Raw genomic sequence first — 25612 nt, 5'->3', positions numbered from 1 at the left:
CGACGCGTAGGCGGGGGCCGCACCGTGAAGGTGGGTCCATGGACACCTTCGAGGACACCATGGAGATCATCTTGTGGACGCGGCACGCGGACGGCCGGTGGTCGGCCAGACCGCTCTGGATGGTGCTGGTCGACGGACGGGCCTACGTGCGGTCCGCGTTCGGGCGGCGCAGTGCCTGGTACCGCCGGGTCCTCGCCCGGGCGGACGTACGGATCGAAGCCGCGTCGGGCCAGCTGCCCGTCGCCCTGCGGCCGGTGGGCGACGCCGGGCTCGTCCAGCGGGTCTCGGACGCCTACCAGGCGAAGTACGGACTCTGCTGGCCGGGCCCCGTGGCGTCGATCAACGGCCCGGAGGCGGCCGCGACAACCCTGTGCCTAACGGATGCCGGGCAGGTCCCGCAGTTGCCTGCGTGAGGTGAGCTGGAGCTTGCGGAAGATGTTGCGCAGGTGCGCGTCGACCGTCCGCGGGCTGAGGAACAGCTTGGCCGCCACCTCCTTGGAGGTGGCGCCGTCGGCGACCAGGCGCGCGATGTGCACCTCCTGCATGGTCAGCTGGTCCGAGGCCTCGGAGGTCCGGCTGCGGGCCTGCTCGCCCGTGGCGCGCAGCTCGCCGGCGGCCCGCTCGGCGAAGGCCTCCATGCCGAGGGCGGAGAGCGACTCGTGCGCCTGCCGCAGCGCGGAACGGGCGTCCCGGCGCCGGCCCTGGCGGCGCAGCCATTCCCCGTAGAGCAGGTGCGCGCGGGCACGGTAGACGGCCAGCCGGTCGTCGCCGAGCAGGCCGAGGGCCTCCTGGTAGGCGGACTCGTCCTCGGTCACCAGTGCCCGCGCGTAGGCCTCGACGCCGAGACCCCAGGCGTGCCGGCCGGTCCGCGTGCGCTCCTGGAGGGCGGCGAGGGCCTCGGAGGCGGCTTCGGGCTCGCCGCACCGCACGGCTGCTTCGACCAGTTCGGGCAGGGCGAGGCCCGCCGTGCCGACCGCGCCGTACGCGACCGCGCGCCGGGCCGCCTGCAGTGCGGTCGCGTAGTCGGCCAGGCCGTTGTGGAGCACGGCCGTCGCCCACTGCACGCTGAGGCTCATCCGGTGCTCGACCGAGGCGAAGAGTTCGAGGGCCTCCGCGCGGCGCCCGCGCAGTGCGGCCAGGTGGAGGCGCGGGTAGACGAGGGGTGCCGCCCCGGTGGCGTCGGCGATGGCCTCCTCTTCGGAGATCAGCTCCGTCGCGGATCCGAAGTCGCCGGTGTGCGCCTTCGCCGTGGCCAGCATGGCCAGCCCGATGGGCAGGGCGTGGAAGGAGCCCGACTCGCGGCCGGCCGCGACGGCGCGGGAGGCGACGCCCTGGAGGGTGTCGAAGTTCCACAGTTCGGTCGCGAGCATGAAGCCCAGTGAGGGCCGTCGGGCCCACACCTCGTCGTCGGCGTCGGCGACCACCGGTCCGAGCGTCTCTCCCGCGGCCCGGTGTCCGTCGCCGACCAGGCTGATCAGACCCGTCAGGACCGCCGCCGCGGTGGTCGGCGGACCGTCCTTCGGCGGGGCCTTCGCGGCGGCGTCCGCCACTTCGTCGAGGCCGCCGAGGAGGAGGCCCATCTCGAAGGCGTCGAGGTAGCAGTCGCGCGACCACGCGGGGTCGGTGGCGGCCAGGCGTGCGGCGGCGCGGAGGAGGTGCGCGGTGGGGCCTTCGTCGCCGCGGCGGCGGACGAACGACAGCCTGCCGCGCAGCAGGTCGGCCCTGGCCTCCTGGCCGGGGTCGTCGGTGCGGACGGTGGTGAGCAGGTCGGCCGCCGTGTCGAAGTCGCCCACCGAGATCGTGGCCTCGGCGGCGGCGAGGACCCGCTCGGCGCGTCGGGCCGGGCTGACGGTGAGCTCGGCCGCCCGTTCGAGGAAGGCCGCTGCCGCGGCGATGCCGCCGCGTTCCCGGGCGCGGGTGGCGGAGGCCTCCAGTTCGGCGGCGACCTGCTCGTCCGGGCCGGCGCCGGCCTGGGCGCGGTGCCAGGCCTTCCGGTCGGGGTCCGTCTGCGGGTCGGTGACGGTGGCCAGCGCCGCGTGTGCCCGGCGCCGCTCGTCCGGTGCGGCGGCGTGGTAGGCCGCCGACCGTGCGAGGGGGTGGCTGAAGCGGATGCGGGTGCCGAAGTCGACCAGCGGAACGGACTCCGCGACGGCGGTGGCGTCGATGCCGAGGAGCTCGGCGGCACGCCAGAGCAGGCCGGGGTCGCCGGTCGGTTCGGCGGCGGCGAGGGTGACCAGCAGTCGCGCCGCGGGCGGCAGGAGTTCCAGCCGGGAGCGGAAGCTCTGCTCGATCACGCCGGGCACGGTGTCGGGCTGGGCGAATCCGCCGGCCATGCCGGCGAGTCCGGCGGTCCGGGGCAGCTCCACCAGTGCGAGGGGGTTGCCGCGCGCCTCGCCCAGGATGCGGTCGCGGACCCGCTCGTCGAGGGGGGCGCGGACCGCGACGGCCAGCAGCGCCCGGGCGTCCGCTTCGCCGAGGCTCCGGAGCGAATGGCCGGGCAGCTGGTCCAGTTCGGGGCGCAGGCCCGGTTCACGGGCGGCGAGGACGAGGGCGACCGGCTCGGCCGAGACGCGCCGGCCCAGGAAAGCGAGTGCCTTGACGGACGACTGGTCCAGCCACTGCGCGTCGTCGACGACGCAGAGGACCGGGCGCTCCTGCGCGGCCTCGACCAGGAGGCCCAGCGCCGCCATCGCGACCAGGAACGGGTCGGGTGCGCCGGTGTCGAGGCCGAAGGCGATCTCCAGCGCCTTGCGGTGCGGCGCGGGGAGTGCCGGCAGCCCGCCCATCACGGGCGTCAGCAGCTGGTGCAGGGCGGCGAACGGCAGCTCCCTCTCGAACTCGGTGCCGGACGCCCGTATGACGTGGAATCCGGACGCGGACCGGTCCAGGTGCCGCAGCAGCGCGCTCTTGCCGATTCCCGGTTCGCCGCGCAGGACGAGGGCGCCGCCGCGGCCCTCCCGTGCCGCCTGGAGCAGGGCGTCGAGGCGGCCCGTCTCGTCCTGACGGCCGATCAGCACATCCGTATATGTCGTGGGCATGCAGGAAACCTATGCGGTCGCGCACTGCGGGGGAATCCGGGGTGATCACCGCCCGGCGCCGCCGCCGCGGAACGAACACCGCTGCGGTGAGGTCGAGTTGCACCTACGGGGCCTACGCGGAGGCCGTGAGCCGGGTAGGTGATGACTACCGACGCGAGCGGCGGCCGCCCGTTGCGAAGGTCTACCCATGACCCGCACCGCACTGCGACGAACCGCCACCACCGGGTGGCTGCCGCTGGGAGTCCTGGCCACGGCCCAGTTCCTGGTCGTACTGAGCACCTCGATCGTGAACGTCGCCCTGCCGCAGATCCGGGCCGGGCTGGACCTGTCGGACACCGGCCAGGCATGGACCGTCAACGCCTACGTCCTGGTCTTCGGCGCGCTGTTGCTGCCGGGCGGCCGGGCAGGCGATGTGTACGGCCTCCGCCGCGTGTTCCTGCTCGGCACCGGCCTGTTCGCCCTCTCCGCCCTCGGCGCGGCCCTGGCACCCACGGCGACGGCCCTGATCGCCTTCCGGGCGGGGATGGGAACGGGCGCAGCCCTGCTGGCGCCCACAGCACTGGCCCTCGTCCTGACGCTCTACTCCGGCCGGGACCGGCGCGGCACCGCGCTCGGAGTGTGGGGCGCGGTCTCCGGTGCCGGCGGTGCGGCCGGCGTGCTGCTGGGCGGCCTGCTCACCGCTCTGTCCGGCTGGCGCGCGGTGTTCCTCGTGATGGTCCCCCTCGCCTCGGCCGTACTGGTGGCCACCTGGCTGCTCGTCGGGGCCGACCGGCCCCGCGGCGGAACCCTGGACGTGCCGGGCACCGTGACGGTGACGGCGGGGCTCGTCGCCCTGGCCTACGGCCTGTCGGGTCCCTGGCCGGCGGCCGTGGCCGGTGCGGCACTGCTCGGGCTGTTCGCGGTGCTCCAGCGGCGGTCCGCCGCCCCGCTGCTGCCGGTACGGATGCGCGTCGTCGCGGCGCCCAACGTACTGATGGCGCTGCTGGGCGCGGTCTGGCTCGGACTCTTCTACTTCCTGCCCCTCTACCAGCAACGCTCCCTCGGCTACTCGCCCTTGGAGGCCGGACTGACCCAGCTGCCGCTGGCCCTCGTGATCACCCTCTCCTCCTGGTTCACCGGCAGGGCCTCCTCCCGCCGCGTGCTCCCCCTGGGCCTGCTGGCCCTCGCGGCCGGACTGGCCTGGCTCTCGCGGACCCCGGCCGACGGCACCTTCCTCGCCGACCTGCTCGGCCCCACGCTCCTCATCGGCGCCGGCCTCGGAACGGCCTTCGTCCGGCTCACCGCGGCGGCCTCCACGGGCATGCCGGCCGCCGACAACGGCCTGGCGGGCGGGCTGGTCAACGCCACCCGGCAGATCGGCGGAGCCGTCGGCCTGTCCTTCCTGACCCTGCTCCCCTCCTCCGGCGCGGCCTTCCTGGCCTGCGCCGCCCTGACCCTCCTCATCTCGGCCCTCTCCACCCGAAAGGCCTGACCATGTCCTACGCCAAGCCCTACATCAGCGACCACTTCGCCCCCGTCACCGACGAGATCACCGGCCGGGACCTGAAGGTGCGCGGCACCCTCCCGCCCGAGCTGAACGGCCGCTACTTCCGCAACGGCCACAACCCGAAGCCGGGCGTCACGCCCACGCACTGGTTCCGCGGCGAGGGCATGCTCCACGGGGTGCGCCTGCGGGACGGGCGGGCCGAGTGGTACCGCAACCGCTGGGTGCGGACGCCCTTCCTCGACGGCGTCCCCTTCACCGGGACCGAGCTCGAAGTCAGCGCCGCCGCCACCAGCATCATCTTCCACGGGGGCCGCTACCTGGCGCTGCAGGAGGCCAACCTGCCCTGGGAGGTCAGCGCCGACCTCGAAACGATCGGCGTCCACGACTTCGGCGGCAAGCTCACCAGCTCGATGACGGCACACCCGAAGGAGGACCCGCAGACCGGCGAACTGCACTTCTTCAGCTACAGCCCCTTCGCTCCGTTCCTGACGTACTACGTGGCCGACGCCTCCGGCGCGATCGTCCGGTCCGAGGTCGTCGACGGCTCCGGGCCGTCCCTGATGCACGACTTCGCGATCACCCGCGAACACGTCGTCTTCATCAACTCGCCGGTGGTCTTCGACCACGCCGAGCACTCCGGGATCCCCTACCGCTGGCACGACGACGTCCCGCTGCGCATCGGCGTGATGCCGCGTGCCGGGGGCAGGACGACCTGGTACGAGGCGCCCGAGCAGGCCGCGCTGCTGCACGTCGCCAACGCCCACACCGACCGGCAGGGCCGGATCGTCCTCGAAGCACCGCGCTTCGACCGGTCCGCGTGGGAGAGCTCGTGGAAGTGGTGGGTCGGCGCCCCCGGCTACGGCACCAGTCCCGACGCCGGGTCGACCTTCCACCGGTGGGTCATCGACCCGGCCAAGGGCAAGGTCACCGCGGAGTCCCTGGGCGAACTCGTCACGGAGTTCCCGTCGATCAACGAGGCCCGCACCGGCTCGGACCACCGCTACAGCTACGCCATCGCGTTCCCGGGCGCGGGCCTGTCGGGCTACCACACCGTCAAGATGGATTCGCTGACCGGGCGGGAGACGCTGCTCGCGCACGGTGCGGGACGGATGCCCGGCGAGGCGGTCTTCGTACCCGCCGAGGGCGGGAGCGCGGAGGACGACGGCTACCTGCTCACCATCGTCAGCGACGTCGCGGCGGACTCCTCGGAGCTGCTCGTCCTGGACGCGGGCGACCTGAGCACCGTGGCCGCCGTCGAACTGCCCCGCAGGGTTCCCGCCGGCATCCACGGCGACTGGATCCCCGACACCGACCTGCCCGCCTGACCCTCCTCAAACCGCCTCAACCCGCCTCAACCCGCCTGACCGTCGCACCGCCCGGCACCCCCAAGCCGCCCGGGCCGCCGCCTTCTCCCCCTCGGCGGCGGCCCGGGCCCCCGAAAGCGAGGAAGCATCCCATGACGTACCCCACGACCATCGACGAGAACGCCCCCGTCATCGCCGACCACACCATCCGGATCGCCGCCCCGGTCGAACGGATCTGGCAGCTGCACACCGACATCGGCGGCTGGCCCGCATGGCTGTCCGCCATCACCCAGGCCCGCCTCGACGGCCCCGTCGCCCCCGGAACCACCTTCCACTGGATGACCGCGGGGATGTCCATCGACTCCACCGTCTACGCGGTCGACACCGCGCACCGCATCCTCTGGGGCGGTCCCGCGCACGGCATCACCGGCGTCCACGAGTGGACCTTCACCGAGGACGGCGACGGCGTCGTGGTCCGCACCCGGGAGTCCTGGGCGGGCGACCCCGTCGACGCCGACCGGGACAACCTCGCCGCCGCGCTCGACGCCTCGCTCGTCACCTGGCTCGACGCACTCAAGGAGGCCGCGGAGCAGGAGGACCACCGGCCCTGACGGGAGGACCGCCGCGCCCGGCACCCCGCCCCCTCCGTCCGCCGCCGCCCGCCCCCCGAGCCCCGGGGCGGGCGGCGGCGGACGTCCTTGAATGGTCTGTACCTGCTGGAGGGCGGGCCGGAGACTGCGGGGATGGACCCGCTTCGGAACACCCGCCTGCCCGGACTCCCGCTCCACCGCCTTGAGGTCCCCCTCCCCCACCTGCTGCCCTTCGCGATCGGGACCTTCGACACCATCGGCCCGCTGTCACGCGCCGCCTTCCCCCACCGGCACACGTTCTACGAGATCGTCTACGTGACCGGCGGGAGCGGCGCGCACGTGCTGGACCTGGTCCGCCGGCCCGTGGAGCCCCCGCAGCTGTGCGTGATCACCCCCGGCCAGGTCCACCACTGGGACGCGGCGGACGGGCTCACCGGGCACGTGGTGCTCTTCAACGAGGACTTCCTCCTGCCCCACGCGGACGACGCGGCCGCCCTGCGGGCGCTGGCCGGCCGGCCCGGGCACCCGGCCGGCGACCAGGCCGCGCCCATCGCCGCGCTCCTGGCCGACATGGGCGGCGAGTACCGGGACCTGCGGCCCGGGTACCAGAACGTGCTGCGGGCCTGCCTGCACATCCTGATCGCCCGGGCCTCCCGGACCCCCGGCCGTACCGGCGCCCCGCCGGAGGCGCCGGCCCCGGCGCGCGACCGGGCCGCGGAACTGGCCTCGGCCTTCGGCCGGCTGCTCTGCGAAGCCGGTGGGGCGGGGCGGCCGGTCGGCTGGTACGCGCGGGAACTCGGCGTGTCCGCCGGGCACTTCCAGGCGCTCGTGCGGCGGGCCACGGGGCGCTCCCCCGGCAGCCTGATCCGGCAGCAGCAGACACTGGAGGCGAAGCGGCTCCTGTCCGGCACGAACATGGCGGTACGCCAGATATCGAACCTGGCCGGCTTCTCGGATCCGGCGTACTTCTGCCGGTTCTTCCGGAGGGAGACGGGGATGTCGCCGGGCGAGTTCCGGAGCTGGGCCGGTCGAAATCACCACGATCCCCGGATCGAGTCCATCGCCGCGCACCCTGACGGCCCGTAGGTTGACTGCTGGCCGCAACCGGGCCCCCCGGCCCGCCCGGGACGGACGGATCCCCGCCAGGGTCCGCCCCTCCCCCGTCGCGCGCCCACACCCCCACCCGTCCAGCCGAGGAGGCCTCGATGCCCTTACCGGAGGAGCCCACCGCAACACCCGGACCCGCAGGAAGCGGACGCCGGGTCAGCCGGAAGACCGTCCTGCGCGCCGCCGCCGCGCTCGGCACCGCCCCGCTGCTGATCGGGGGGCGGGTCGCACTCGCCCGCGACCAGCCCGCGTCGGGCGGCGCCGTCCTCGCCCCGACCCCGGACTGCCACGACGGCGACGAGCCGACGGTGGAACAGATGGAAGGCCCGTACTTCAAGCCCGACTCCCCGCTGCGGAACTCCCTGGTCACGAGCGGTACGCCCGGCACCCGGCTCACCGTCACCGGGTACGTCTTCGGGCGGGCCTGCCGCCCCGTACCCGGCGTGCTGCTCGACTTCTGGCAGGCGGACCACAACGGGGCGTACGACAACAGCGGATACCGCTTCCGCGGGCACCAGTTCAGCACGGCCCAGGGCTCGTTCAGCCTGACCACCATCGTTCCCGGGCTCTACCCCGGGCGGACCCGCCACCTCCACGTCAAACTCCAGGCGCCCGGGCACCGGGTGGTCACCACCCAGCTGTACTTCCCGGGCGAGCCCCGCAACAGCACGGACACCCTCTTCGACAGCCGCCTGCTGATGAACCTGCGCCAGGCCGGACCCGGTCAGGAGGGCACCTTCGACTTCGTCCTGGACGTGCCCCAGGACCCGACGACCCCGCCCACCACTCCCCCGCCGACGACACCGCCGCCGCCGACGGGCACCTGGACACCGGGCCGGGCGTACCGGGCCGGCGACGGGGCCGCGTACGCGGGACTCGCGTACCGCTGCCTGCAGGCGCACACCGCGGTCGTCGGCTGGGAGCCGCCGAACGTGCCGGCGCTCTGGCAGCGCCTCTCCGCCGGACGGTCCGCCGGCTAGAAGAGGCCCGCGCGCATGTGGTGCACGAGGTCGTCGAGGATCTCGCGCAGCCGGGCGCCTCGGGCGGCCGGCAGGCGGACCAGCGTGTCGCGGAAGGTGCCCGCGTCGGCCCGGAACAGGTGATCGGGGCGCGGTGCGGGCGGGTCGTCGCGGAGGACGCCGTCGGGCATGGTCCCCGACGCGGGGAGCCGGAGCTGCGGTTCGGGGAAGGCCATCCACTTCCAGATCCCGAACGGCAGCGGCACCGGGTACGCCGATGCGGCCGGGCCGGCCGGGCTCCAGGGCTCCCCCGTCTGCGGGTGGGTCGGTACGAGGACCATGTCGGCGTCCGTGCCGGGGGCGGGCAGCCCCGGCCCGGCCAGGACGGCGTGGCGCGCGGGCCGGTCCGCGGGCAGCAGGGCGTCCAGGGCGCGCTGGAACACCTCCGCGGCCAGGCCGTCGGGGACGGTCACCGGTCTGCCGTCCGCCGCTGCCAGCAGGTGGGCCAGGGCCCGGCCGGCGGCCGCCTCCCAGCGAGGGCTCCATGACCACCAGTGGTCCAGCCCGCACAGCGAGGCCCACCTGGTGATCGGCTCGACCGGAGGCGTGGCCCTCCCCTCCTCCAGCAGTTCCTCCCAGGAGGACACCGCCGCCTCGGAGTCGCCCGCGGTGGCGACGGGGCGGCGGCGCACGGCGTCCGGCGCGAGCCAGACCGCCTGCCACAGCGAGCAGTCGTCGATCCGGCTCGCCACCGGCAGGCCGCACGCCTCGCAGGCCATGTTGGGGCCGTCACCCCAGTCGAGTCCGCAGCAGTGGCCGCCGCCCTTCTCGGGGACGAGCACCGTGCCGCGGGCGTCTCCGGGAGCGATGGCGACGGCGCCCGGTGCGCCGTCGGACACGGCGTGGACGGGAACGTGGATGCCGCGGGCCGCCGCCTCGTCCGCGTCGGCCTCCTCCCACCTCCGCCAAGGCGGGCCCCAGCGCTCGGGCTCCACGGCGAACGTGCCCGGCTCCATGAGCACCGGCAGCCGGATCCCGTTCCCGTACTTCTGATGGGCGTGGACCGGCAACTCGACCTGGGACAGGGGGACGGTCAGGCCGGCGCCGCACCCGGCACACACGAAAACGAACAAATGCCCTCCGCGAAACGAAACAGGGGCATCGTCGCAGCTGCGCGGCGGGCGACCAAGGTGTTTTCCCGTCCGCCCGGGATACCGCTCTGTGCGCCTGTAGCGGCGCGGGGACGCCCCCTAGCGGCCGGCGAGCCGTTCCAGCAGGGCGGCGCTCCGCGCGAGCAGGGCGCGTTCCTCGTCCGTGAGTTCGGCCTCGATGGCCTGCGCGAGCCAGCCGGCCCTGCGCCCGCGCTCGGCTTCGAGCGCGGTGCGGCCGGTGTCCGACAGCTCGACCAGCGACTTGCGGCCGTCCGTGGGGTGCGGGCGGCGCGTGATCAGGTCCTGCTCCATGAGCAGCCCGACCGCCCGGGCCATCGACTGCGGGCGTACGCGCTGATCGGCGGCGAGGTCGCTGGTGGTCATCGGGCCGTTGCGGTCGAGGGCGCCCAGTACGGCGGCCTGGCCCAGCGGGATGCGGTCCTCGTTCTTGACGCGCCGCGTGAGTTTGCCCATCGCGGTGCGCAGTTCGGCGGCGATGGCGGCGGCTTCCGAGGTGTGCATAGGGCACTTTACCCCGGTGGCCGACGAAGTGTGCACCCGACCTGTACAGCCATGCTGTACAGCCAAACTGCACAGCAGAACTAAACAGCTTTGCTGTAGAGTCTCTTCCCGTCGGGCCCAGCGCCAGCGCTGTCGCAGCCGGGGCCACGGCATCTGACCACGGGGAGGAAACACCATGTCCGCACAGGCACCCGGAACCGTCGACGCCACCGTCGAAACCGTCACGGCCCGCCGCATCATCGACAGCCGGGGCAACCCCACCGTCGAGGTCGACGTCGTCCTGGCGGACGGCTCCCTGGGCCGCGCCGCCGTCCCCTCCGGCGCCTCCACCGGCGCCCGCGAGGCCGTGGAACTGCGTGACGGGGACGCCGCGCGCTGGCACGGCAAGGGCGTCGACCGCGCGGTGGCACACGTCAACGGGGAGATCGCGGCCTCCGTGCGCGGCCGGGACGCCGCCGACCAGGCCGGCCTCGACGCCGCACTGGTCGAGCTCGACGGCACGCCCACCAAGTCCCGGCTCGGCGCCAACGCGATCCTCGGCGTCTCCCTCGCCGCCGCCAAGGCGGCCGCGGCGGCCCACCGCAGCCCCCTCTACCGCTACCTCGGCGGCGCTGACGCCAACCTCCTGCCGCTGCCGATGATGAACATCGTCAACGGCGGTGCGCACGCCGACAACCCGCTGGACTTCCAGGAGTTCATGATCGCGCCGGTGGGCGCGGAGACCTTCGCCGAAGCCGTCCGCATGGGCAGCGAGGTCTTCCACACCCTGCGCCGCGACCTGCTGGCCGCCGGACACTCCACGGGCGTCGGCGACGAGGGCGGTTTCGCGCCCTCGCTGCGCACCGCCGAGGAGGCGCTCGACTTCGTGGTGAACGCCGTCGAGCGCAGCGGCTACCGCCCCGGCGCGGACATCGCCCTGATCATGGACCCGGCGTCGTCGGAGTTCTTCCGCGACGGCGTGTACGACTACCAGGGCGAAGGGGTGCGCCGCACCCCCTCCGAGAACGCCGACTACCTGGCCAAGCTGATCGACACCTACCCGCTCGTCTCCATCGAGGACCCGATGGCGGAGAACGACTGGGACGGCTGGCGCGAGCTGACCGCCCGCGTCGGCGACCGCTGCCAGCTCACCGGCGACGACCTGTTCTGCACCGACGAGACGCTGCTGCGCGAGGGCATCCGTACCGGGGCCGGCAACTCGGTCCTGATCAAGGTCAACCAGATCGGCACCCTGACCGAGGCACTGGCCACGGTGGCCACGGCCCACGCGGCGGGCTGGACGGCCGTCATGTCGCACCGCTCGGGCGAGACGGAGGACACCACGATCGCGGATCTGGCGGTGGCCACCGGTTGCGGTCAGATCAAGACCGGTTCGCTCTCGCGCTCCGACCGCACGGCGAAGTACAACCAGCTGATCCGCATCGAGGAGGAGCTGGGCGACGCCGCGCGGTACGCGGGCCGCTCCGCACTGCGCCGGGCGTGACCGGCGGGCAGGAGTAGGGACCGGGCGGTCCCCCGATCACCGTCGGGGGCCCGTCCGCGCCGCGTCGGACGGGCCGTCCTCCCGTTCCGGGACCGCCCGATCGGCGACGGAGGACCCGCTCAGGTACGGCCGGTCCCGCGCGGCGACCTCGCCGACCGGGCCGGCGGCCCGGAGCACCACGTCGAGGACGCGGTCCGGTTCGGCGGCGTAACAGTGCGCGAACCAGGCCATGTTGGCCTCGACGACCGCCCAGCCGCCGTCGGCCAGCCGGCCGATGTCCAGGCACACCGCGCTGGGCAGACCCGCGGCCGCGGCATCGAGGACGGTACGGGCGAAGGCGCGGCTGCCGGCGTCCAGCGGCGCGGGGTCGAGGTGCCCGTGGACGGCGTAGCGGCTTCCGGTGACGGCTTCCCCGTCGAGGACGAACAACCGGTACTCGGCGGTGAACTCCACCACCCCGCTCACCAGGACCGGCGTGGAGCCTGCGAGCCCGCCCGGCAGGGTCGTCCCGTCCTCGTGCACGGCGGCGGGCAGCAGGTCGATCTTGGCAGAGGGGGGCTTGACGAAGACCCGCTCCCGCAGCGCCCGTGCCTCGGTGAGGGTGGTGAGCCGTACGGAGCGCCCGAGGAGGGCGTGCGGCAGGCGCGTCAGCCAGTCGTCGGCCGGTTCGAGCAGCCCGATGCCCAGGGAGCCCGCGAAGCGCGCGGCCGCCAGCGGGCCGCCGTACCAGTGCACCCGGCGCCCCACGGCGAGAGCCGCCCGGTCGGCCACGTCGTAACCGCGCCACGCCGCCGCCCGCGCGATGAGCTCGGCGGTCGAGGTGCGGGGTGCGGACAGGAGCAGGACGGGCGGGGTGCGGGCTTCCATTCCGGTGAGCCTAACGAACCCGCCCCACCAAACCGCCGGGGCGGTGCTCTACCTGACGATCCGTGGCACGTCAAGGGGGGTGGCTGCCCTGCCGTTCGGGGGCCAAGGCCAATGATCTTGCGTCGGCGCACCGGCAGAGTGGTCGTCAAGCGACTGACCGGCCCGCGAGGGCCCACGACCCGGGGGGAAGCCCATGTACCGCAAGCCGATCGCCACCGCAGTCCTGCTCGCCGCAGCGGTCGTCGGGGTGACCGTCCCCGAGGCGGCGGCCCGGCCGGCCGACCCGGTGCAGGCACAGCTGGACCTGCTCGTCAACAGCGACGGGGTCCCGGGCGCGCTGGCGTACGACGGCAGGACGACGCGCACCGCCGGTGTCGCGGACCGGGAGTCGGGCCGGCCCATGGTCGACGAGCGGGGGCGGATCCGGCTGGCCAGCGACACCAAGGCGTTCACCGCGACGGCCGTGATGCGCCTGGTGGCGGACGGCCGGGTCCGGCTCGACGACCGCGCCGGCCGGTACGTGCCCCAGCTCGCCGAACGGCCCATCACCGTCCGGCAGTTGCTCAAGCAGACCAGCGGGCTGCCGGAGTACACCGCACTGGTCGACTGGACCCGGCCGCCCGGCACGTCCGAGGACTACCTGGGCCTCGCGCTCAAGGAGAAGCCGGTCTTCGAGCCCGGCACCGACTGGGGTTACTCCAACACCAACTACCTGGCACTCGGCATGGTGATCGACAAGGCGTCGGGGGTCGGCTTCCGGACGTACGTCGAACGCACGATCCTGCGCCCGCTGCACCTGGACGACACCTACTGGCCCGCGCCCGGCGAGATGGCGCTGCGCGGACCGCACGCCCGCAACTACGGCATCCACCCCGCCGCCCCGGAGGCCGGCCGGGTGGACGTGACCGAGCTGCCCGGTTACGAGTTCGGCGCCTCGGGCGGGCTCGTCTCCACGCCCAAGGACCTCAACGCCTTCTGGGACGGGCTGTTCGGCGGCCGTCTGCTGCCCTCCTGGGCGCTGCGCCAGATGACCCAGGACACCACCGACGTGGGCGGCCGCGACGTCTACCCGGCGGGCAGCCGCTACGGCTACGGCATCGCCTCGACCCCGCTCAGCTGCGGCGGCGTCTACTGGGGCCACGGCGGGGACCTGCCCGGCAACTCGGTGGGCGGGGGCCGCGCCACGGCGGGCCGCGGGACCGTGACCGTGTACACCACGACCTGGGCGGCCGAGGGCGACAGCCTGCGCCACCTCCAGGGCGCGGTGGACGCGGCCCTGTGCACCAGGCGCCGCTGACCACCGGGCGGTCCACCCCCGGCCCCGGAGGGCCGTCCTGACCCTGCACTCGTCGGACCATGCCGGGGTGACCGCCGTCGGCATCGGGCTCCCGTACTCGTCGTGGTCCGGCGAGACGATGCCGGTGGCGCCGGGCAGGCGGCCGGCTGACGGGCGCCGGGCAGGGCGGCGCGCCAATCGGGGGCGCCGGGGAGGGAGTTCTCCGCCGGCACGTCCAGCACGCCCGCGGCCCGGCCGACGGCGCTCGCGGGTGGGTGCCCGCGCGCCGCCACCTGGCCCTCGGATCCGTCCCCGGGCGGGTGAGCTCCGCAGGCCCCGAAGGCGCCTGCGGCCCGGAACGGGGCCGCGGTACGAGGATGCGGCGTCCCTGTCTTCTCGCGCTTCTTCTCCTGCGGAGGTCTCGATGCTCGAACGCAAGCAGCTCAAGGGCCGTACCAAGGTCACCTTCATCCTGCCCGCCGACGTGCCGGACGGGCCGGTCAGCGTGGTCGGCGACTTCAACCACTGGAACCCGGCCGCCCACCCCCTCACCCCGCGCGGCGACGGCACCCGCGCGGCCACCGTCGCCCTGCCCGCCCACAGCGCCCACTCCTTCCGCTACCTCGCGGCCGGCGACTACTGGTTCGACGACGAGGCCGCCGACAGCCACGACGGCACCAACAGCCGTCTCCACACCTGACGGTCCACCCGCCACGGCGGCGCAAGGGGGCCGCTCGGGCGTGAGCGGTCCCGCGGCGCCGGGACGGGGCGATTGCCGGCCCGTTCGCGGGGTAGGGGCGTCCACGGGAAGCGAAAGGTGGTGGCATGTCCGACGCAACCGAGACCGTCGTCGAGGCGGAACTCCAGCCGCACGAGCCGTCGCCGGGCGAGATCGAGGCCCGCGACCGCGTACGGGCCGAAGCCGAGGGCATGACCCACCATCAGGCGGTGTCCGCGCTCGCCCGGGTCCTGGACTCCGTCGGCGACGCGGCCGACGCCGGCGCACCCGCTCGGGCGGCGCTGGCGGAGTGGCATCGCATCACCGACCTCCTCGCCGGCCACGGCGGGCCGTACACCACCGAGGCCGACCCCTACGCACAGGGCCAGCTGACAGCACGCGACCGCTGATCCGGCCGCGGCGCCGGGCGCAACCGCCGGCCGGCCGGCGCGGTGTTCGTCCGCGCCCCTCGTCCCACGGCTTCGGCGCCAGCCGGGCGCATGAAAACCCGCATGCCGGTCATACGCGTCTGCAGAGCGCGGCCGCGACGGGCCGCCCCCGCTGATGGACGCCGGGTCGGGATGACCCCGTCGGCGCCCGGACGGCCTCCCGCGGTCAGCCCGCGGGGCGGACGAGCAGCAGGGTCGGCTCCCCCGCCACCCGGGTCAGGAACACCGTCGCCTCGCCGCGGCCCCCGGGGGCGACGTGCTGCCCGAGCTCCGCGGCCTCGGCGGCGCAGCCGTACTGGCGTACGGTCGGGCATCCCGCCCCGCGCCCGCGGAGCAGCGCCCCGGAGGCGGCGGGGGCGTACGGCAGGACCTCGGTGATCTCGTAGGCCGTCGCGAACGGGGTGGTGTGCGCCTCGTCCGAGGTGACGCAGGCGGGGAGGGCCGCGTCCAGCACGCCACCGCCGACGTCCTCGGCGACCTCGGCCACCAGGCCCGCCCCGACGACCGCCGCGTCCACCTCGTACAGGTAGCGGCCGGGCGGCCGAACGGCCGGGTCCGGCAGCCCCCGGCCCGTCAGCGTCGCCCCGCCGGGGAGCAGGGTGGCCCGGCGCCGGACGCGCGCGGCCGGGTTCGCCTCCCCGAACCACCACAGGACGACCTCCTGCACCTCCCCCTCCCGGGAGATCCACTCGGCCTCGTCGGCCCCGCAGTCCTCCGGCACGCTCCCGTACAGGACGTCCGGACCCAGCCGGACCGCCCCCGCTCCGAGCCCGCGGACGGTGTCCAGCGCCCATGCCCGCGACGGAGCCGAGGCCCGCGGGTCCGTACCGCCCTCCTGCGCGCCCGGCCGCACGGCGTCGACGAAGACGGCCTCGCCCTGGGGCTGGTAGGCCGTGAGGTCCTCCTGCTGGATCCACATCGTGGACTGCCCGTCCAAGGCGGCGGCGTTGGCCGTGGTGACGGCGATGTTCAACGGATCGCCGTCGACGGCGGTGACGGCGTGCGACCACGCCAGCACGAGGGCGTCGGCCCCCACGCCCAGGTGGCACACGTCCAGGAACACCACGCCCATCTCGTCCAGCACCCGGCCCAGCTTGTACTCCGCCACCTCCCGGTGGGAGGCGTGGTCCAAGCCGTCGTGGGTGAAGTACATCCGCTGGGCGTCCGCCCCGAACTTGGCCTCCGCCTCCCGCCGCAGCCGCACTTGCTCGACCGCCGCCGCCACCAGCTCCGCGGGGTGGTCCCAGCGCAGCGCGGTCAGTGTGGCCGGCCAGGCCGCCGGATCGGGGTCGCTAACGGCTGCCAGTACCGCCTGGCCCTCGTCGGTCAGCAGCGCCCGGAACGTGTCGACATCCATCCGCGCATCCTCGCAACCCCTCCCGGGCGGCGTACGGGCGGGGGCCGGGCCGGCGGTCTCGTTCGGCTTTGCGCGGCCTTGACGGCCTCACAGGCCGAAGGCGCCGCCCTCGATGAGGATGAGCAGGCCGATGGTGACGAGGACCAGAGGCAGCAGGACGTGGCCCCAGCGGGCGAGGGCCTTGGCGATGACGGGGCGGGTGGCGAAGTACCGTCCGGTGAAACACCACACCGCCACCAGGACGAGGAACACCGCGGCGTAGACGGCCATCCCGCCGGTGCCGGCGGTGGCGAAGACGGGTACGTAGACGCCGATGTTGTCGCCGCCGTTGGCGAAGGTGACCGCGGCCACCTCAAGCGGGCCGGGTCCGCCTTCCTTCGGCTGTGCTTCCTCCTCGTCCGTGTTGCCGCCCCGGTGGTCCTTCCATGCCTGCCGGGCGGCCTTGAGGCCGAGCGCGAGGGGCAGCAGGCCGAGGTAGGGGATGACCGACTCGGGCAGGAAGGTGGCGCCGAACGCGGCGGCCACGGCCACGGCGAGGATAGCGGCGAAGCCCAGGTACTGGCCGAGCACGATCCGTCGGGTGGCGCCCGGGTGCCCGGCTCCCTGGGCGAAGAACAGCGCCAGGATCAGGATGTCGTCGATGTTCGTGACGGCGAACAGCCCGACTGCCTGCCCGATGATCCCCAGGTCCACGTGTAGACGCCCTCTCCTTCGGTACGGATGCCCCGGCGACGCTACCGGGCACCCGCACCACCCTTCGCACGGGCCGGCGCCGCGGAGCCGTGGGGCACCGGCGTCGCGTCGGATTCCGGAAGCGGTAGCCGTCGCTCTGGCAGGCGCGTCGTCGGCCCGGCACCACCGGGCGTCCGTCGGATCACCGGGGAGTGTCAGACCCCTGCGTCATGCTCGCCCGTATGAACGAAGATGCTTTCTGGCAGCTCATCGAAGACTGCAGGCCCACGGAACCCGACCCTGAGGCCGAGCTGCTCGCACCCGCGCTGACCGAGCGTCTTGCCCAGGGACCGTTGCCGCTGGTCACAGGCTTCGCGGAACAACTGTCGTGGGCGCTTTACCAGCTCGACCGTAAGGAATACGGATACGACCTGTCCGATGACTCCTTCCTCTACACCCGTGCTGCCGTCGTCGCGGCCGGCCGCGCTGTCTTCGAGAGCGTCCTTCAAGACCCTGCGGTCTTCGAGCCGTACGCCACAAAGCTCATCTGGGCCGAGAGCCTGCTCTACGCACCGGACCGTGCATACAAGCGCATCACCGGGGAGGAATGGGACCGCAACACGCGCTACTCCTACGAGTCGTGCTCGAACACCGAGGGCTGGGCTGACTGACCAGCGTTCGCCCACACCTGCTGACGGACTCACGAGCTGACGATCAACCTCACGGGATGTGTGCCTGATCCCCAAACCGGACTGCGGTCGCTCCTCAGGCCGAGTCCGCGACCGCTGCCAGCGCAAGCCGAAGGGCCTGCCGCTCGCTGAGCAGGGCTTTGTGATCCGGCTGACGGTCCGTCGCTTCATCTGCGGGTCGGCGGACTGCCCGCGTCGGACGTTCGCCGAGCCGTTCCCGGGGCTGGCCGGGCGGGCCGGAGCTCGGCCGGTGGGCCACCTGGGCTTCGGCGCGGGGGGATGGTCGTCGGCAGCCTCCTGACCTGGGCAGACGGTGCTCGTTGAGCACGATCTATGCTCCTTTGACCGCTCGGGCTCCGGGCAAATGCCGTGCGAGGATCTCACCCATGACGACCACGCCCACTCTGACGGAACGCCGCTCCCCATGGGTCGTGTTCACCTCCCCGGCCGACCCATGGCTGGCGTCGGAAGCGGCCGCGCTCGTGCAGCGGAACGGTCTCGTCCTGCGGCTCGACGGCCGGGAAATGCAGGATGCGGCGTCCGTCTTCCGCACCTTCGCCCGGGACCTGTCGTTCCTCGGCTACTTCGGCCACAACTGGGACGCGCTCGTGGACTGCCTCCACGACTGGCACGGTCCCGGCCACGGAGACCAGGACCTCGCGATTCTGATCGAGCACGCGGACGACCTGCTGAAGTCGGACTTCCTCGGGCTGTTCGTATCGGTTCTCGCCCAGGCCGCCTGGCACTCCAACCTTCGCCTGGACGCCGACGGCGAGCTCGATGAGTGGCGCCCGCGTATGGTCCAGCACTTCGTCTTCCTCCTGGACCACACGGCCCCCGTCGCGTTCGCGGAGAAGGCGGCCCGCGGCATGGACGTGGCGGTGGCGCTCGTGGACGGCCGCCTGCTCGCCACCCTGACCGACGTCGACTGGCCGGGCGGAGACCCCGTGTCCGCCCCGTGGGCGGACGACGGACCCGCTGACGCGTCCGCTCGGGCCGAACGGGGATGAAATGACGGGTGTGAGGGACCGGGTACCGGTCTCGGAGGGATGTGAGGAACGGGTGGCGCGTGCTGGTCGGGATTGAGTGGCCGCTGGTCGTCGAGGCGGCTTCGCCCGGCGATCTGCTGAGGTTCCGTCCCGATGCCGCTGCGCGGATCTGGCCCGAGGGGGACGGGGCGCGCTTCGTGACGGAGGTCGGGATCCCCTACTCCGGCGGGCTGTTCCGCATCCTCGACGAGCTGGCCGAGCGGGATCCGGCCAGTCCGGAGACGGCCTTCGCCAGGGAACCGGGCGCCCTGCCGGTCGACACCCCGGTCGGGAGGCTGCAGCCGCTGGGCCACCTCTTCCAGGCGGTCGTCTTCGTGCACCTCGGCGACGGCACGATCTGGGCCGCGGACCCGGATTCGGAGATCGAGTACGAACTGCTCCACGGGGACGTCTCGTCGCTCGGCTACCTGGTCTACAAGTTCGAGGTGGAACGGCCGGAACCGGACGAACGCCCGAACCCCCACGACTGGGCCGCGGTGGAGGAGATCGTCCGGGAGGGCATGGAGCGCTGGGACCCGTTGCCGTTCAGGAGCGAGTTCTGGACCCTCTTCCTGGACTCGTATCCCATGCTGTGACGGCGATCGCGCTCATCCTCCCACCCTCCCCGTCGTCCGCCCGGCGTGACGCCGTAGGGTTCGACGGACTGATGTGGAGGGTGAGGGCCGTGGACGGAATGGCAGCGAACGGTGGGGCCTGGCAGGTCGGTGACCAGGAGGGCGGTGTCCTGGCCGGACGCTGGTGGCAGTGGGCCCTGTCCGCCCCCGAGGACCGGAGCCCGGTGTCCGACACGACCGGTGAGCACGCCGGCTGGCAACAGCCCGACGACCTCTGGTTCCTCGCCGGCACCTACGGCGGCCGCGTGGTCCGCCGCTGCGAAGTGCCCTGCGACCGGCCCCTGTTCTTCCCCGTGCTCAACATCCAGCACACCAAGCTGTACTCCCGCAAGCCGCTGAGGCTCGACGTGGCCGAGGCCAAGGCCTTCCTCAACGGCGCTCCCCTCGACCTGCGCGAGTTCACCGCCCCGCCCTTCGCCGTGGGGCTCCGCACGCATCTCGCGTGGGGGATCTGGGCGGGTACGGCACCGCTGATCCCGGGTCAGTACGTCCTGGAGGTCAAGGGCGCCACCACCGACGGCTTCTGGGTCGACACGACCTACCACCTCACCGCCGTCCGCGCGTGAGCCCGGCCCGGGCCGGGTCCAGGTCGGTGTGCAGCAGGTGGTGGTCCGAGTACGGGCTGGGGTGGACGCGGTGCGTGCGCGGGGTGATGCCGCGCAGGAACACGTAGTCGAACTTGCTGTTCCAGTCGGTGGTGGCCGCGCAGGCGCCGGCCCCGGCGGCCGAGGGGCGGCAGCCGGGGTCCGTGTCCGTGGCCAGGGCCCACATCGGGCCGAGTTCGGGCGCGTCCGGCACGGCGTTGAAGTCGCCGAGGACGATCGCCCGGTCGTGGCGGGCGACCTGCTCGGCGAGCACCGCCACCTGGCCCGCTCGTACCTCTTCCTGCCGGCGCTGGGCGAGGTGGGTGTTGAAGACGCGGACGGGCCGGCCGCCCACCAGCGTGGTGACGACCAGGTAACCGCGGTCCTCCGAACCGCCGTCGGGGTATTCGACGCTCACCCGGTCCGTCATCGGCGCCGCCGACAGGATCGCCTGGCCGAAGCCGCCCGGCCGCCACGGCAGCCCACCGCAGCGGTTCCAGTTCCGCAGGACCGGCCCGTACTCGACCCGGTAGACCAGCCCGTAGACCTCCTCCAGGTACTCGCGGATCTCCTCGACGTCACGTACGCACGCCTCCTGCAGGCCGATGACCTGCGGTGCGTACGTGGCGATCTCCGTGGCCCGGCCGAAGTTGAGCCCGCTCCCGCACGGATTGCAGAGGTTCCACGTGCCGACCCGGTCCGGTACGACCTCCTCGGCGGCGCCGGCCGGGAGCGGCCTGGCGAGGGGAAGGCCACGGTCCGGTGTGCCGGGGCCCAGGAGCAGCAGCATGCAGACCGCGGTCAGCGCGCCCGCGGCCCACCGCGCGCCCCTGCTCAGCACCATCGCCTCCCTGAAGTGGACGCACATCATCACACACCGGGCCGCAGCCGCCCTCGACGCGCGATCGAGCCCCCGGGGCGGGCTTGCCGAGCCGCCGCGGACTACACGGGGTTCTCGGTGGCCCTGGGGTCTCCTCCGGGTCGGTACGCGGGGGGGGGCAGGTGCCGCCGGCCCCGGGTCTCGTACAGGAGGAACGCCGCGCCGGTGGCGCAGGTGACGAGGAAGGACAGCAGGGCAGCGGCGGGCCACCAGGGGTTGGCGGTACCGGCGGCGAACGGCCACAGCAGGGCCGAGGAGGCCGCGAGGACCGGGAGCAGGACGCTCCTGGCCCACAACGGCAGCAGCGTGCGGCTCACCACCAGGACGGCCCCGACGAGGGCGGCGGGCACGACGACGGCGACCAGGGCCAGGACGACGAAGAAGAGCAGGGCGAAGATCATGCGGCGGCCTCCGGGGCGCGGCGGAACGGGCGCACGGGCGTGCGCAGGAGACCTGCCGGGGCGGGCAGGTCCGTCCGCCGGATCATCCTGCCAGAGCATTTGAACACGTTCAACGCCAGGTCCGGGCCGGCCGTCCCGGCACCCGCCGTCGTCCGGGGAGTGGGAGAAGCCTCAACGATTGACGCCACAACCACCCGGCGGCGCAACCCTGTTCGGCCGGGCGGGCGCCCGGGCCCTGTGCCCATACTGGAACGAGGGGAGGAAAGGGGGCGTCCGAGCGCCGAAGGGGCTGTGGCCGAGGAGGCGAGCCGAGATGTCAGTGGAGCAGTTGTCCCGGGCCGACACGGGGTTCATCGAGCAGATGGAGAAGGCCGGCCGGCGCTACACGGCGCGTGCCGCCGAGCGTGACGGCCACAGGGAGGCGCTGGAGCGGCACGGCATCCTCCATGCCGACACCCGGGAGCGCGTGAACAGCCGCCTCGGCCGTCTGGGCGTCGACTGGGCCATGGCCACGGCGATCGAGCGGACCCCGGGGACCGCCACCACCGGTACCAGCCTGGATCTGGACCGCGAGTTCGTCAGCACCGGCCTGCTGACGCTCGAACGGTTCATGGGCCGCAACGACCTCATCGGGATCGACTACCTCGAAGGCGGATTCCTCGCCGCTCGCCCGGTCGGCCGGATCACCGTCCGCAGCCCCGGGTCGACCCTGCACGGAACCGGCTTCCTGGTCTCCCCCTCCCTGCTGCTGACCAACAACCACGTGCTGGGTTCCGCCGAGGAAGCGGCCGCCGGAGTCGTCGAGTTCGACTTCCAGACGAGCGCGAGCGGGCGGCCGCTGGTCCCGGTCGTGTTCCAGCTCGAACCGCAGCGCTTCTTCGTCACCCACCGCGACCTCGACTTCACCGTGGTCGCGGTGTCCGCACGCTCCCGGGACGGTCAGCCGCTGGTGTCGTTCGGGAGGCTCCCCCTCAAGGAGGCCCAGGGCAAGGCCGTCATCGGGGAGCTCGTCAACATCATCCAGCACCCCAACGGCGAACCGAAGCAGCTGGCCCTGCGCGACAACCAGATCGTGGACGTGCTGGACGACTACCTCCACTACGCGGCCGACACGGCTCACGGCTCCTCGGGAGCCCCCGTGTTCAACGACCAGTGGGAGGTCGTGGCCCTGCACCACTCGGGCGTGCCCCGCAGGGACCGCGACGGCAACGTGCTGGCCGTCGACGGAAGCATCTGGCATCCGGCCATGGGAGAGCACCGGGTCGACTGGAAGGCCAACGAGGGCGTACGCGTCAGCCGCATCCTCGCCGTGATCCAGCAGTTCCCCCTGTCCGGCGCCGCCGCGGCGCTCCGCGCGGAACTGATCGCGGCCGGCTCGACCCCGCACACCGTGGAAGTCCCGCCGCCGGCCGTCCTGGCCGGCCGGACGAACGGCTCCGCGCCCGAGGTCCCGCCGACGGCCCAGGGCGGTGAGCAGTACGCCGCCGCCGGGTCCGTCCGCTGGACCGTCCCCCTCACCATCAGCGTCAGCCTCGACTCCGAGGCCCTGCGGCACGGGACGGCGGTACCGGTCACGGCAGCGGCACCCGCGCCCGCGCCCGCGTCGACCGCCTCGTTCCCCGTCGGGGCGCCCGCCGGGGCCGGGCACGTCGACGGCCGGTCGCCCGCCGAGCGGGACCTGGCCGCCGCCCTGGTCAACCTGGCGGCCTCCCGGACCCGCCCCTACTACGACCAGGCCGCCGACCTGGCGGCCCGCGAGGCCTACTACGCGGGGATCGGCACCGGCGACCCCACCGCGCTGCGCCTCGCCCTGACGCAGCGGCTGGAGTCGACGCACGAACGCCGCCCGGCGTACAAGCCGATGCGCCTGCTCTACCCGTGGGTGGACCTGCACCCCGACGAGAAGCTCCACGGAATCTACTCGGACAACGCCTTCGCCCCCGAGGAGCTGATGGCGGCCGACGCGGCCGTGGAGGCGGCGCGGATCGGACGCTGGCAGGAGTTCATGCTCCTGGAGGGTGCGCCCGGACCGGACGCCGTCGAGGCCGAACTCGACCTCCTGGAGGCCTCCTTGCCCTTTAACTGCGAACACGTCGTGCCCCAGTCGTGGTTCGCCAAGAAGGAGCCGATGCGAGGGGACCTGCACCACCTCTTCGCCTGCGAGTCGACGTGCAACAGCTTCCGCGGGAACATCCCGTACTTCGACTTCCCCGATTTCGACGAGGCCGTCCGGCACAGCTGCGGGCGACGGGAGGCGGGCAGGTTCGAGCCGTCCGCGGGCAAGGGGCCGGTCGCCAGGGCGACGCTCTACTTCCTGCTGCGCTACCCGGGCAGGATCGGCGACGAATCGCGCGAACTCCAGCGGGACGGCCTGCGGATGCTGCTGGACTGGCACAAGGACCATCCGGCGGACCTCTACGAGCAGCACCGCAACGCGGCGATAGCCGAGATGCAAGGCAACCGGAACCCGCTGATAGACCACCCGGAGTGGGCGGAGCGGATCGACTTCGCGGGTGCCTGGCCCTGAAGGAACCCCTGAGGGACCCCTGAGGAACCCCCGCGGAACCCCTGCGAATGGGCCCCATGGCCGGGGCCCGCATGGGCCACGGCCGGTGGCGCCGGCCTTCGTTCGATGTGACATGCTGCGGGGACTCCGGCGGGCCGGCCGCCGGCGGCGGAGAGGACTTCCATGACCCGCAGCGCGCTCCTGGTCGGAGCCACCGGACTGGTCGGCGGACAACTGCTGGTGCGGCTGCTGCGCGACCCGCGCTACGACCGCGTCACCGTACTGGCCCGCCGCCCGCTCGGCCTCGAACACCCGCGGCTGGACGCCCGGGTGGTGGAGTTCGCCAAGCTCGGGGCCGACGACCTGCCGCACGGGCCGGGAGGGAGCGACGTGTACTGCGCGCTGGGCACCACCATCCGGCAGGCCGGCTCGCAGGAGGCCTTCCGCGAGGTGGACCAGCACCACACCGTGCGGGTGGCCGGGCTGGCCCGGGACGCGGGCGCCGAGCGGATCGCCGTCGTCTCCTCGGTCGGTGCCGGATCCGGCAGCCGGGCCTTCTACCTCCGGGTCAAGGGGGACATGGAGGCGGAGGTGACGGCCCTGGGCTACCGCCAGACCGAGTTCTTCCGGCCCTGCTTCATCCTCGGCCGCCGTTCCGCTCACCGCCCGAGCGAGGGGCTCGGCGGCACGGCCGCGGCCGTACTGGCCCCCCTGCTGGCCGGGCCCGCCCGCCCCTACCGGCCGGTGCAGGCGGGCCGCCTGGCGGCAGCCATGATCGCCGCGCTGGCCGAGGACCGGCCCGGGGTCCGGGTCCGCACCCACGACGACTTCCTGGCCCTCGCCCCGGACGCGGACGCCGGCGCGGACGCCGGCGGGCGGGGCTGACGGGGCATCCGGTTCCGGGGGGCGGCGGCGTCCCTCTCCCCTCCCCCGTCAGCGCCCCGGGGCGGCGAACTCCTCGGCCAGGGCCCTGGCCGCCCCGGACACCAGCTCGTCGTCCGCTTTCGCGTCCTGCGCCGGTTTGGTCGTCAGGACCGCCAGGACCAGCGGCGCCCCGTGCGGCCGCCACGCGATGCCGACGTCGTTGTTCGTGCCGTAGGAGCCGCCGCCCGTCTTGTCGCCGAGCCGCCACTCGACGGGCAGCCCCTTGCGGAAGCGCGCGCCGCTCGTCGTGTTCGCGCACAGCCATCCGGTCAGCAGGCCGCGGTCGGCCCGGCCGAGCGCGTCGCCCAGGACCAGCCGGGCGTACGTACGGGCGATGGCCCGCGGGGTGGTGACGTCGGTGACGCGGTCCGGTTCGGCGCTGTTCAGCTCGGGCTCCCACCGGTCCAGGCGCGTCGCCGGGTCGCCGAGGGAGCGGGCGAAGCGGGTGACGGCCGCGGGGCCGCCGAGTTCGCGCAGCAGGAGGTTGGCCGCCGTGTTGTCGCTGTAGGTGATGCTCACCTCGCACAGCTCGGCGATCGTCAGGCCGTTCGCGAGGTGCGCCGGCCGCTTGGTCCACTCGGAGTAGCCGGACCGGTCGATGTCCGCCTGGGCGTAGTGGATGCGGCGGGCGAGGACCGAGCCGTCGTGGTCGAGGTCGCGCAGCACCGCCGCGGCGGCGAGGGTCTTGAACACCGAGCACATCGGGAAGAGTTCGTCCGCCCGGTGGGTGACGGCGCGTCCGGTGCCCGTGTCCAGGGCGTACACCCCGAGCCGTGCGCCGTGCGCCCGTTCGAGCTCGGCCAGGGCCCGGGCGACCCGGGGGCCGGGCGAGGCCGCAGCGGCGGGGGCCAGGCCCGCGGTGAGCACGGTGCCGGCGCCGGCACCGAGGGCGGCCAGCACGCTGCGGCGGGCAGGAGGCATGGGCATGGGGACCTCGTCGTTCTTCCGGGAACCTTGGTGATCATGACGCAAGGAGTGGATACGAC

Annotated in this window: 25 protein-coding genes; 16 read left to right on the top strand and 9 right to left on the bottom strand. The window is 73.7% G+C overall.

The annotated features are described in order from the left end of the window. Nucleotides 1-38 precede the first annotated feature (38 nt). Nucleotides 39-413, top strand: coding sequence for a DUF2255 family protein (locus ACQKM2_RS12200; protein WP_427708780.1), 375 nt, complete (start codon nt 39-41; stop codon nt 411-413). Here the strand turns inward: ACQKM2_RS12200 and ACQKM2_RS12195 are convergent. Further along, nucleotides 375-3038 (bottom strand): ATP-binding protein, encoded by a 2664-nt coding sequence (locus ACQKM2_RS12195; RefSeq protein ID WP_427708778.1) that lies wholly within the window; start codon nt 3036-3038, stop codon nt 375-377. The genes ACQKM2_RS12200 and ACQKM2_RS12195 overlap by 39 nt on opposite strands. Nucleotides 3039-3225: 187 nt before the next feature. On the opposite strand from ACQKM2_RS12195, the gene ACQKM2_RS12190 reads away from it, so the two are divergent. From ACQKM2_RS12190 to ACQKM2_RS12170, 5 genes are all read left to right on the top strand, one after another. Continuing rightward, nucleotides 3226-4509, top strand: a complete 1284-nt coding sequence (locus tag ACQKM2_RS12190) for an MFS transporter (RefSeq protein WP_427708776.1) — start codon at nt 3226-3228, stop codon at nt 4507-4509. Nucleotides 4510-4511: 2 nt separating this feature from the next. After that, nucleotides 4512-5849, top strand: coding sequence for a carotenoid oxygenase family protein (locus ACQKM2_RS12185; protein WP_427708774.1), 1338 nt, complete (start codon nt 4512-4514; stop codon nt 5847-5849). 131 nt (nt 5850-5980) lie between these two features. Further along, on the top strand, nt 5981-6439 hold the full coding sequence (locus tag ACQKM2_RS12180) for an SRPBCC family protein (protein ID WP_427708772.1): 459 nt from the start codon (nt 5981-5983) through the stop codon (nt 6437-6439). A 132-nt stretch (nt 6440-6571) separates the two neighbouring features. Next, nucleotides 6572-7504 carry an AraC family transcriptional regulator gene (locus tag ACQKM2_RS12175; RefSeq protein WP_427708770.1) on the top strand — a complete coding sequence of 311 codons (933 nt, stop codon included), beginning with the start codon at nt 6572-6574 and terminating at the stop codon, nt 7502-7504. A 119-nt stretch (nt 7505-7623) separates the two neighbouring features. Then, on the top strand, nt 7624-8505 hold the full coding sequence (locus ACQKM2_RS12170; RefSeq protein ID WP_427708768.1) for a carbohydrate-binding protein: 882 nt from the start codon (nt 7624-7626) through the stop codon (nt 8503-8505). Here ACQKM2_RS12170 and ACQKM2_RS12165 read toward each other — a convergent pair. Then, nucleotides 8502-9617, bottom strand: a complete 1116-nt coding sequence (locus ACQKM2_RS12165) for a hypothetical protein (protein ID WP_427708766.1) — start codon at nt 9615-9617, stop codon at nt 8502-8504. The genes ACQKM2_RS12170 and ACQKM2_RS12165 overlap by 4 nt on opposite strands. A gap of 117 nt (nt 9618-9734) precedes the next feature. Further along, nucleotides 9735-10157 (bottom strand): MarR family winged helix-turn-helix transcriptional regulator, encoded by a 423-nt coding sequence (locus tag ACQKM2_RS12160; protein WP_427708765.1) that lies wholly within the window; start codon nt 10155-10157, stop codon nt 9735-9737. A 175-nt stretch (nt 10158-10332) separates the two neighbouring features. Here ACQKM2_RS12160 and eno point away from each other — a divergent pair, with 175 nt between their 5' ends. Further along, nucleotides 10333-11640, top strand: a complete 1308-nt coding sequence (gene eno / locus ACQKM2_RS12155) for a phosphopyruvate hydratase (RefSeq protein WP_427708763.1) — start codon at nt 10333-10335, stop codon at nt 11638-11640. A 36-nt stretch (nt 11641-11676) separates the two neighbouring features. Here eno and ACQKM2_RS12150 read toward each other — a convergent pair whose 3' ends face one another. Continuing rightward, nucleotides 11677-12507 (bottom strand): ATP-grasp domain-containing protein, encoded by an 831-nt coding sequence (locus ACQKM2_RS12150; RefSeq protein WP_427708761.1) that lies wholly within the window; start codon nt 12505-12507, stop codon nt 11677-11679. 193 nt (nt 12508-12700) lie between these two features. Between ACQKM2_RS12150 and ACQKM2_RS12145 the strand changes: the two genes are divergently transcribed. The 3 genes from ACQKM2_RS12145 (at nt 12701) to ACQKM2_RS12135 (ending at nt 14911) form a co-directional block, all read left to right on the top strand. Next, on the top strand, nt 12701-13804 hold the full coding sequence (locus ACQKM2_RS12145; protein WP_427708759.1) for a serine hydrolase domain-containing protein: 1104 nt from the start codon (nt 12701-12703) through the stop codon (nt 13802-13804). A 403-nt stretch (nt 13805-14207) separates the two neighbouring features. After that, nucleotides 14208-14483, top strand: a complete 276-nt coding sequence (locus tag ACQKM2_RS12140; RefSeq protein ID WP_427708757.1) for an isoamylase early set domain-containing protein — start codon at nt 14208-14210, stop codon at nt 14481-14483. A 125-nt stretch (nt 14484-14608) separates the two neighbouring features. Then, nucleotides 14609-14911 (top strand): hypothetical protein, encoded by a 303-nt coding sequence (locus ACQKM2_RS12135; RefSeq protein WP_427708755.1) that lies wholly within the window; start codon nt 14609-14611, stop codon nt 14909-14911. 205 nt (nt 14912-15116) lie between these two features. Here the strand turns inward: ACQKM2_RS12135 and ACQKM2_RS12130 are convergent, their stop codons facing one another. Next, nucleotides 15117-16307 carry a THUMP-like domain-containing protein gene (locus ACQKM2_RS12130; RefSeq protein ID WP_427708753.1) on the bottom strand — a complete coding sequence of 397 codons (1191 nt, stop codon included), beginning with the start codon at nt 16305-16307 and terminating at the stop codon, nt 15117-15119. Between the two features lie 87 nt (nt 16308-16394). Continuing rightward, a complete protein-coding gene (locus ACQKM2_RS12125) occupies nt 16395-17000 on the bottom strand; it encodes a cadmium resistance transporter (RefSeq protein ID WP_427708751.1) in 606 nt (201 codons plus the stop codon). A 221-nt stretch (nt 17001-17221) separates the two neighbouring features. Here ACQKM2_RS12125 and ACQKM2_RS12120 point away from each other — a divergent pair, with 221 nt between their 5' ends. The 4 genes from ACQKM2_RS12120 (at nt 17222) to ACQKM2_RS12105 (ending at nt 19897) form a co-directional block, all read left to right on the top strand. After that, a complete protein-coding gene (locus ACQKM2_RS12120) occupies nt 17222-17650 on the top strand; it encodes a DUF4240 domain-containing protein (RefSeq protein ID WP_427708750.1) in 429 nt (142 codons plus the stop codon). Between the two features lie 404 nt (nt 17651-18054). Then, nucleotides 18055-18678, top strand: a complete 624-nt coding sequence (locus tag ACQKM2_RS12115; protein WP_427708748.1) for a barstar family protein — start codon at nt 18055-18057, stop codon at nt 18676-18678. A 59-nt stretch (nt 18679-18737) separates the two neighbouring features. Then, on the top strand, nt 18738-19292 hold the full coding sequence (locus tag ACQKM2_RS12110) for an SUKH-4 family immunity protein (RefSeq protein ID WP_427708746.1): 555 nt from the start codon (nt 18738-18740) through the stop codon (nt 19290-19292). A 98-nt stretch (nt 19293-19390) separates the two neighbouring features. After that, a complete protein-coding gene (locus ACQKM2_RS12105; RefSeq protein ID WP_427708744.1) occupies nt 19391-19897 on the top strand; it encodes a hypothetical protein in 507 nt (168 codons plus the stop codon). On the opposite strand, the gene ACQKM2_RS12100 is transcribed toward ACQKM2_RS12105, so the two are convergent. Further along, the gene (locus ACQKM2_RS12100; RefSeq protein WP_427708742.1) at nt 19878-20759 is read right to left on the bottom strand and encodes an endonuclease/exonuclease/phosphatase family protein; all 882 of its coding nucleotides are present in this window, start codon (nt 20757-20759) and stop codon (nt 19878-19880) included. The genes ACQKM2_RS12105 and ACQKM2_RS12100 overlap by 20 nt on opposite strands. A gap of 98 nt (nt 20760-20857) precedes the next feature. Continuing rightward, the gene (locus tag ACQKM2_RS12095; RefSeq protein ID WP_427708740.1) at nt 20858-21196 is read right to left on the bottom strand and encodes a hypothetical protein; all 339 of its coding nucleotides are present in this window, start codon (nt 21194-21196) and stop codon (nt 20858-20860) included. Nucleotides 21197-21509: 313 nt separating this feature from the next. Here ACQKM2_RS12095 and ACQKM2_RS12090 point away from each other — a divergent pair, with 313 nt between their 5' ends. Together ACQKM2_RS12090 and ACQKM2_RS12085 are read left to right on the top strand one after the other, a co-directional pair. After that, nucleotides 21510-23723 (top strand): endonuclease, encoded by a 2214-nt coding sequence (locus ACQKM2_RS12090; RefSeq protein ID WP_427708739.1) that lies wholly within the window; start codon nt 21510-21512, stop codon nt 23721-23723. A 162-nt stretch (nt 23724-23885) separates the two neighbouring features. Continuing rightward, nucleotides 23886-24587, top strand: coding sequence for an NAD(P)H-binding protein (locus tag ACQKM2_RS12085; RefSeq protein ID WP_427708738.1), 702 nt, complete (start codon nt 23886-23888; stop codon nt 24585-24587). A 48-nt stretch (nt 24588-24635) separates the two neighbouring features. Here the strand turns inward: ACQKM2_RS12085 and bla are convergent, their stop codons facing one another. Next, nucleotides 24636-25553, bottom strand: coding sequence for a class A beta-lactamase (gene bla / locus ACQKM2_RS12080; RefSeq protein WP_427708737.1), 918 nt, complete (start codon nt 25551-25553; stop codon nt 24636-24638). Nucleotides 25554-25612 lie beyond the last annotated feature (59 nt).

This window comes from Streptomyces sp. NPDC004126 (assembly GCF_050275515.1).
Taxonomy (GTDB): Bacteria; Actinomycetota; Actinomycetes; order Streptomycetales; family Streptomycetaceae; genus Streptomyces.
This window is presented reverse-complemented; position numbering and strand designations above follow the sequence as displayed.

Excerpts from the sequence above, each read along its gene's own strand:
- ACQKM2_RS12160 (WP_427708765.1), bottom strand. The coding sequence starts at position 10,157 with ATGCACACCTCGGAAGCCGCCGCCATCGCCGCCGAACTGCGCACCGCG.
- ACQKM2_RS12105 (WP_427708744.1), top strand. The coding sequence starts at position 19,391 with ATGGCAGCGAACGGTGGGGCCTGGCAGGTCGGTGACCAGGAGGGCGGT.
- ACQKM2_RS12145 (WP_427708759.1), top strand. The coding sequence starts at position 12,701 with ATGTACCGCAAGCCGATCGCCACCGCAGTCCTGCTCGCCGCAGCGGTC.
- ACQKM2_RS12185 (WP_427708774.1), top strand. The coding sequence starts at position 4,512 with ATGTCCTACGCCAAGCCCTACATCAGCGACCACTTCGCCCCCGTCACC.
- eno (WP_427708763.1), top strand. The coding sequence starts at position 10,333 with ATGTCCGCACAGGCACCCGGAACCGTCGACGCCACCGTCGAAACCGTC.
- ACQKM2_RS12190 (WP_427708776.1), top strand. The coding sequence starts at position 3,226 with ATGACCCGCACCGCACTGCGACGAACCGCCACCACCGGGTGGCTGCCG.
- ACQKM2_RS12115 (WP_427708748.1), top strand. The coding sequence starts at position 18,055 with ATGACGACCACGCCCACTCTGACGGAACGCCGCTCCCCATGGGTCGTG.
- ACQKM2_RS12090 (WP_427708739.1), top strand. The coding sequence starts at position 21,510 with ATGTCAGTGGAGCAGTTGTCCCGGGCCGACACGGGGTTCATCGAGCAG.
- ACQKM2_RS12150 (WP_427708761.1), bottom strand. The coding sequence starts at position 12,507 with ATGGAAGCCCGCACCCCGCCCGTCCTGCTCCTGTCCGCACCCCGCACC.
- ACQKM2_RS12200 (WP_427708780.1), top strand. The coding sequence starts at position 39 with ATGGACACCTTCGAGGACACCATGGAGATCATCTTGTGGACGCGGCAC.
- ACQKM2_RS12170 (WP_427708768.1), top strand. The coding sequence starts at position 7,624 with ATGCCCTTACCGGAGGAGCCCACCGCAACACCCGGACCCGCAGGAAGC.
- ACQKM2_RS12180 (WP_427708772.1), top strand. The coding sequence starts at position 5,981 with ATGACGTACCCCACGACCATCGACGAGAACGCCCCCGTCATCGCCGAC.
- ACQKM2_RS12175 (WP_427708770.1), top strand. The coding sequence starts at position 6,572 with ATGGACCCGCTTCGGAACACCCGCCTGCCCGGACTCCCGCTCCACCGC.
- ACQKM2_RS12095 (WP_427708740.1), bottom strand. The coding sequence starts at position 21,196 with ATGATCTTCGCCCTGCTCTTCTTCGTCGTCCTGGCCCTGGTCGCCGTC.
- bla (WP_427708737.1), bottom strand. The coding sequence starts at position 25,553 with ATGCCCATGCCTCCTGCCCGCCGCAGCGTGCTGGCCGCCCTCGGTGCC.
- ACQKM2_RS12130 (WP_427708753.1), bottom strand. The coding sequence starts at position 16,307 with ATGGATGTCGACACGTTCCGGGCGCTGCTGACCGACGAGGGCCAGGCG.
- ACQKM2_RS12085 (WP_427708738.1), top strand. The coding sequence starts at position 23,886 with ATGACCCGCAGCGCGCTCCTGGTCGGAGCCACCGGACTGGTCGGCGGA.
- ACQKM2_RS12195 (WP_427708778.1), bottom strand. The coding sequence starts at position 3,038 with ATGCCCACGACATATACGGATGTGCTGATCGGCCGTCAGGACGAGACG.
- ACQKM2_RS12100 (WP_427708742.1), bottom strand. The coding sequence starts at position 20,759 with ATGGTGCTGAGCAGGGGCGCGCGGTGGGCCGCGGGCGCGCTGACCGCG.
- ACQKM2_RS12135 (WP_427708755.1), top strand. The coding sequence starts at position 14,609 with ATGTCCGACGCAACCGAGACCGTCGTCGAGGCGGAACTCCAGCCGCAC.
- ACQKM2_RS12140 (WP_427708757.1), top strand. The coding sequence starts at position 14,208 with ATGCTCGAACGCAAGCAGCTCAAGGGCCGTACCAAGGTCACCTTCATC.
- ACQKM2_RS12120 (WP_427708750.1), top strand. The coding sequence starts at position 17,222 with ATGAACGAAGATGCTTTCTGGCAGCTCATCGAAGACTGCAGGCCCACG.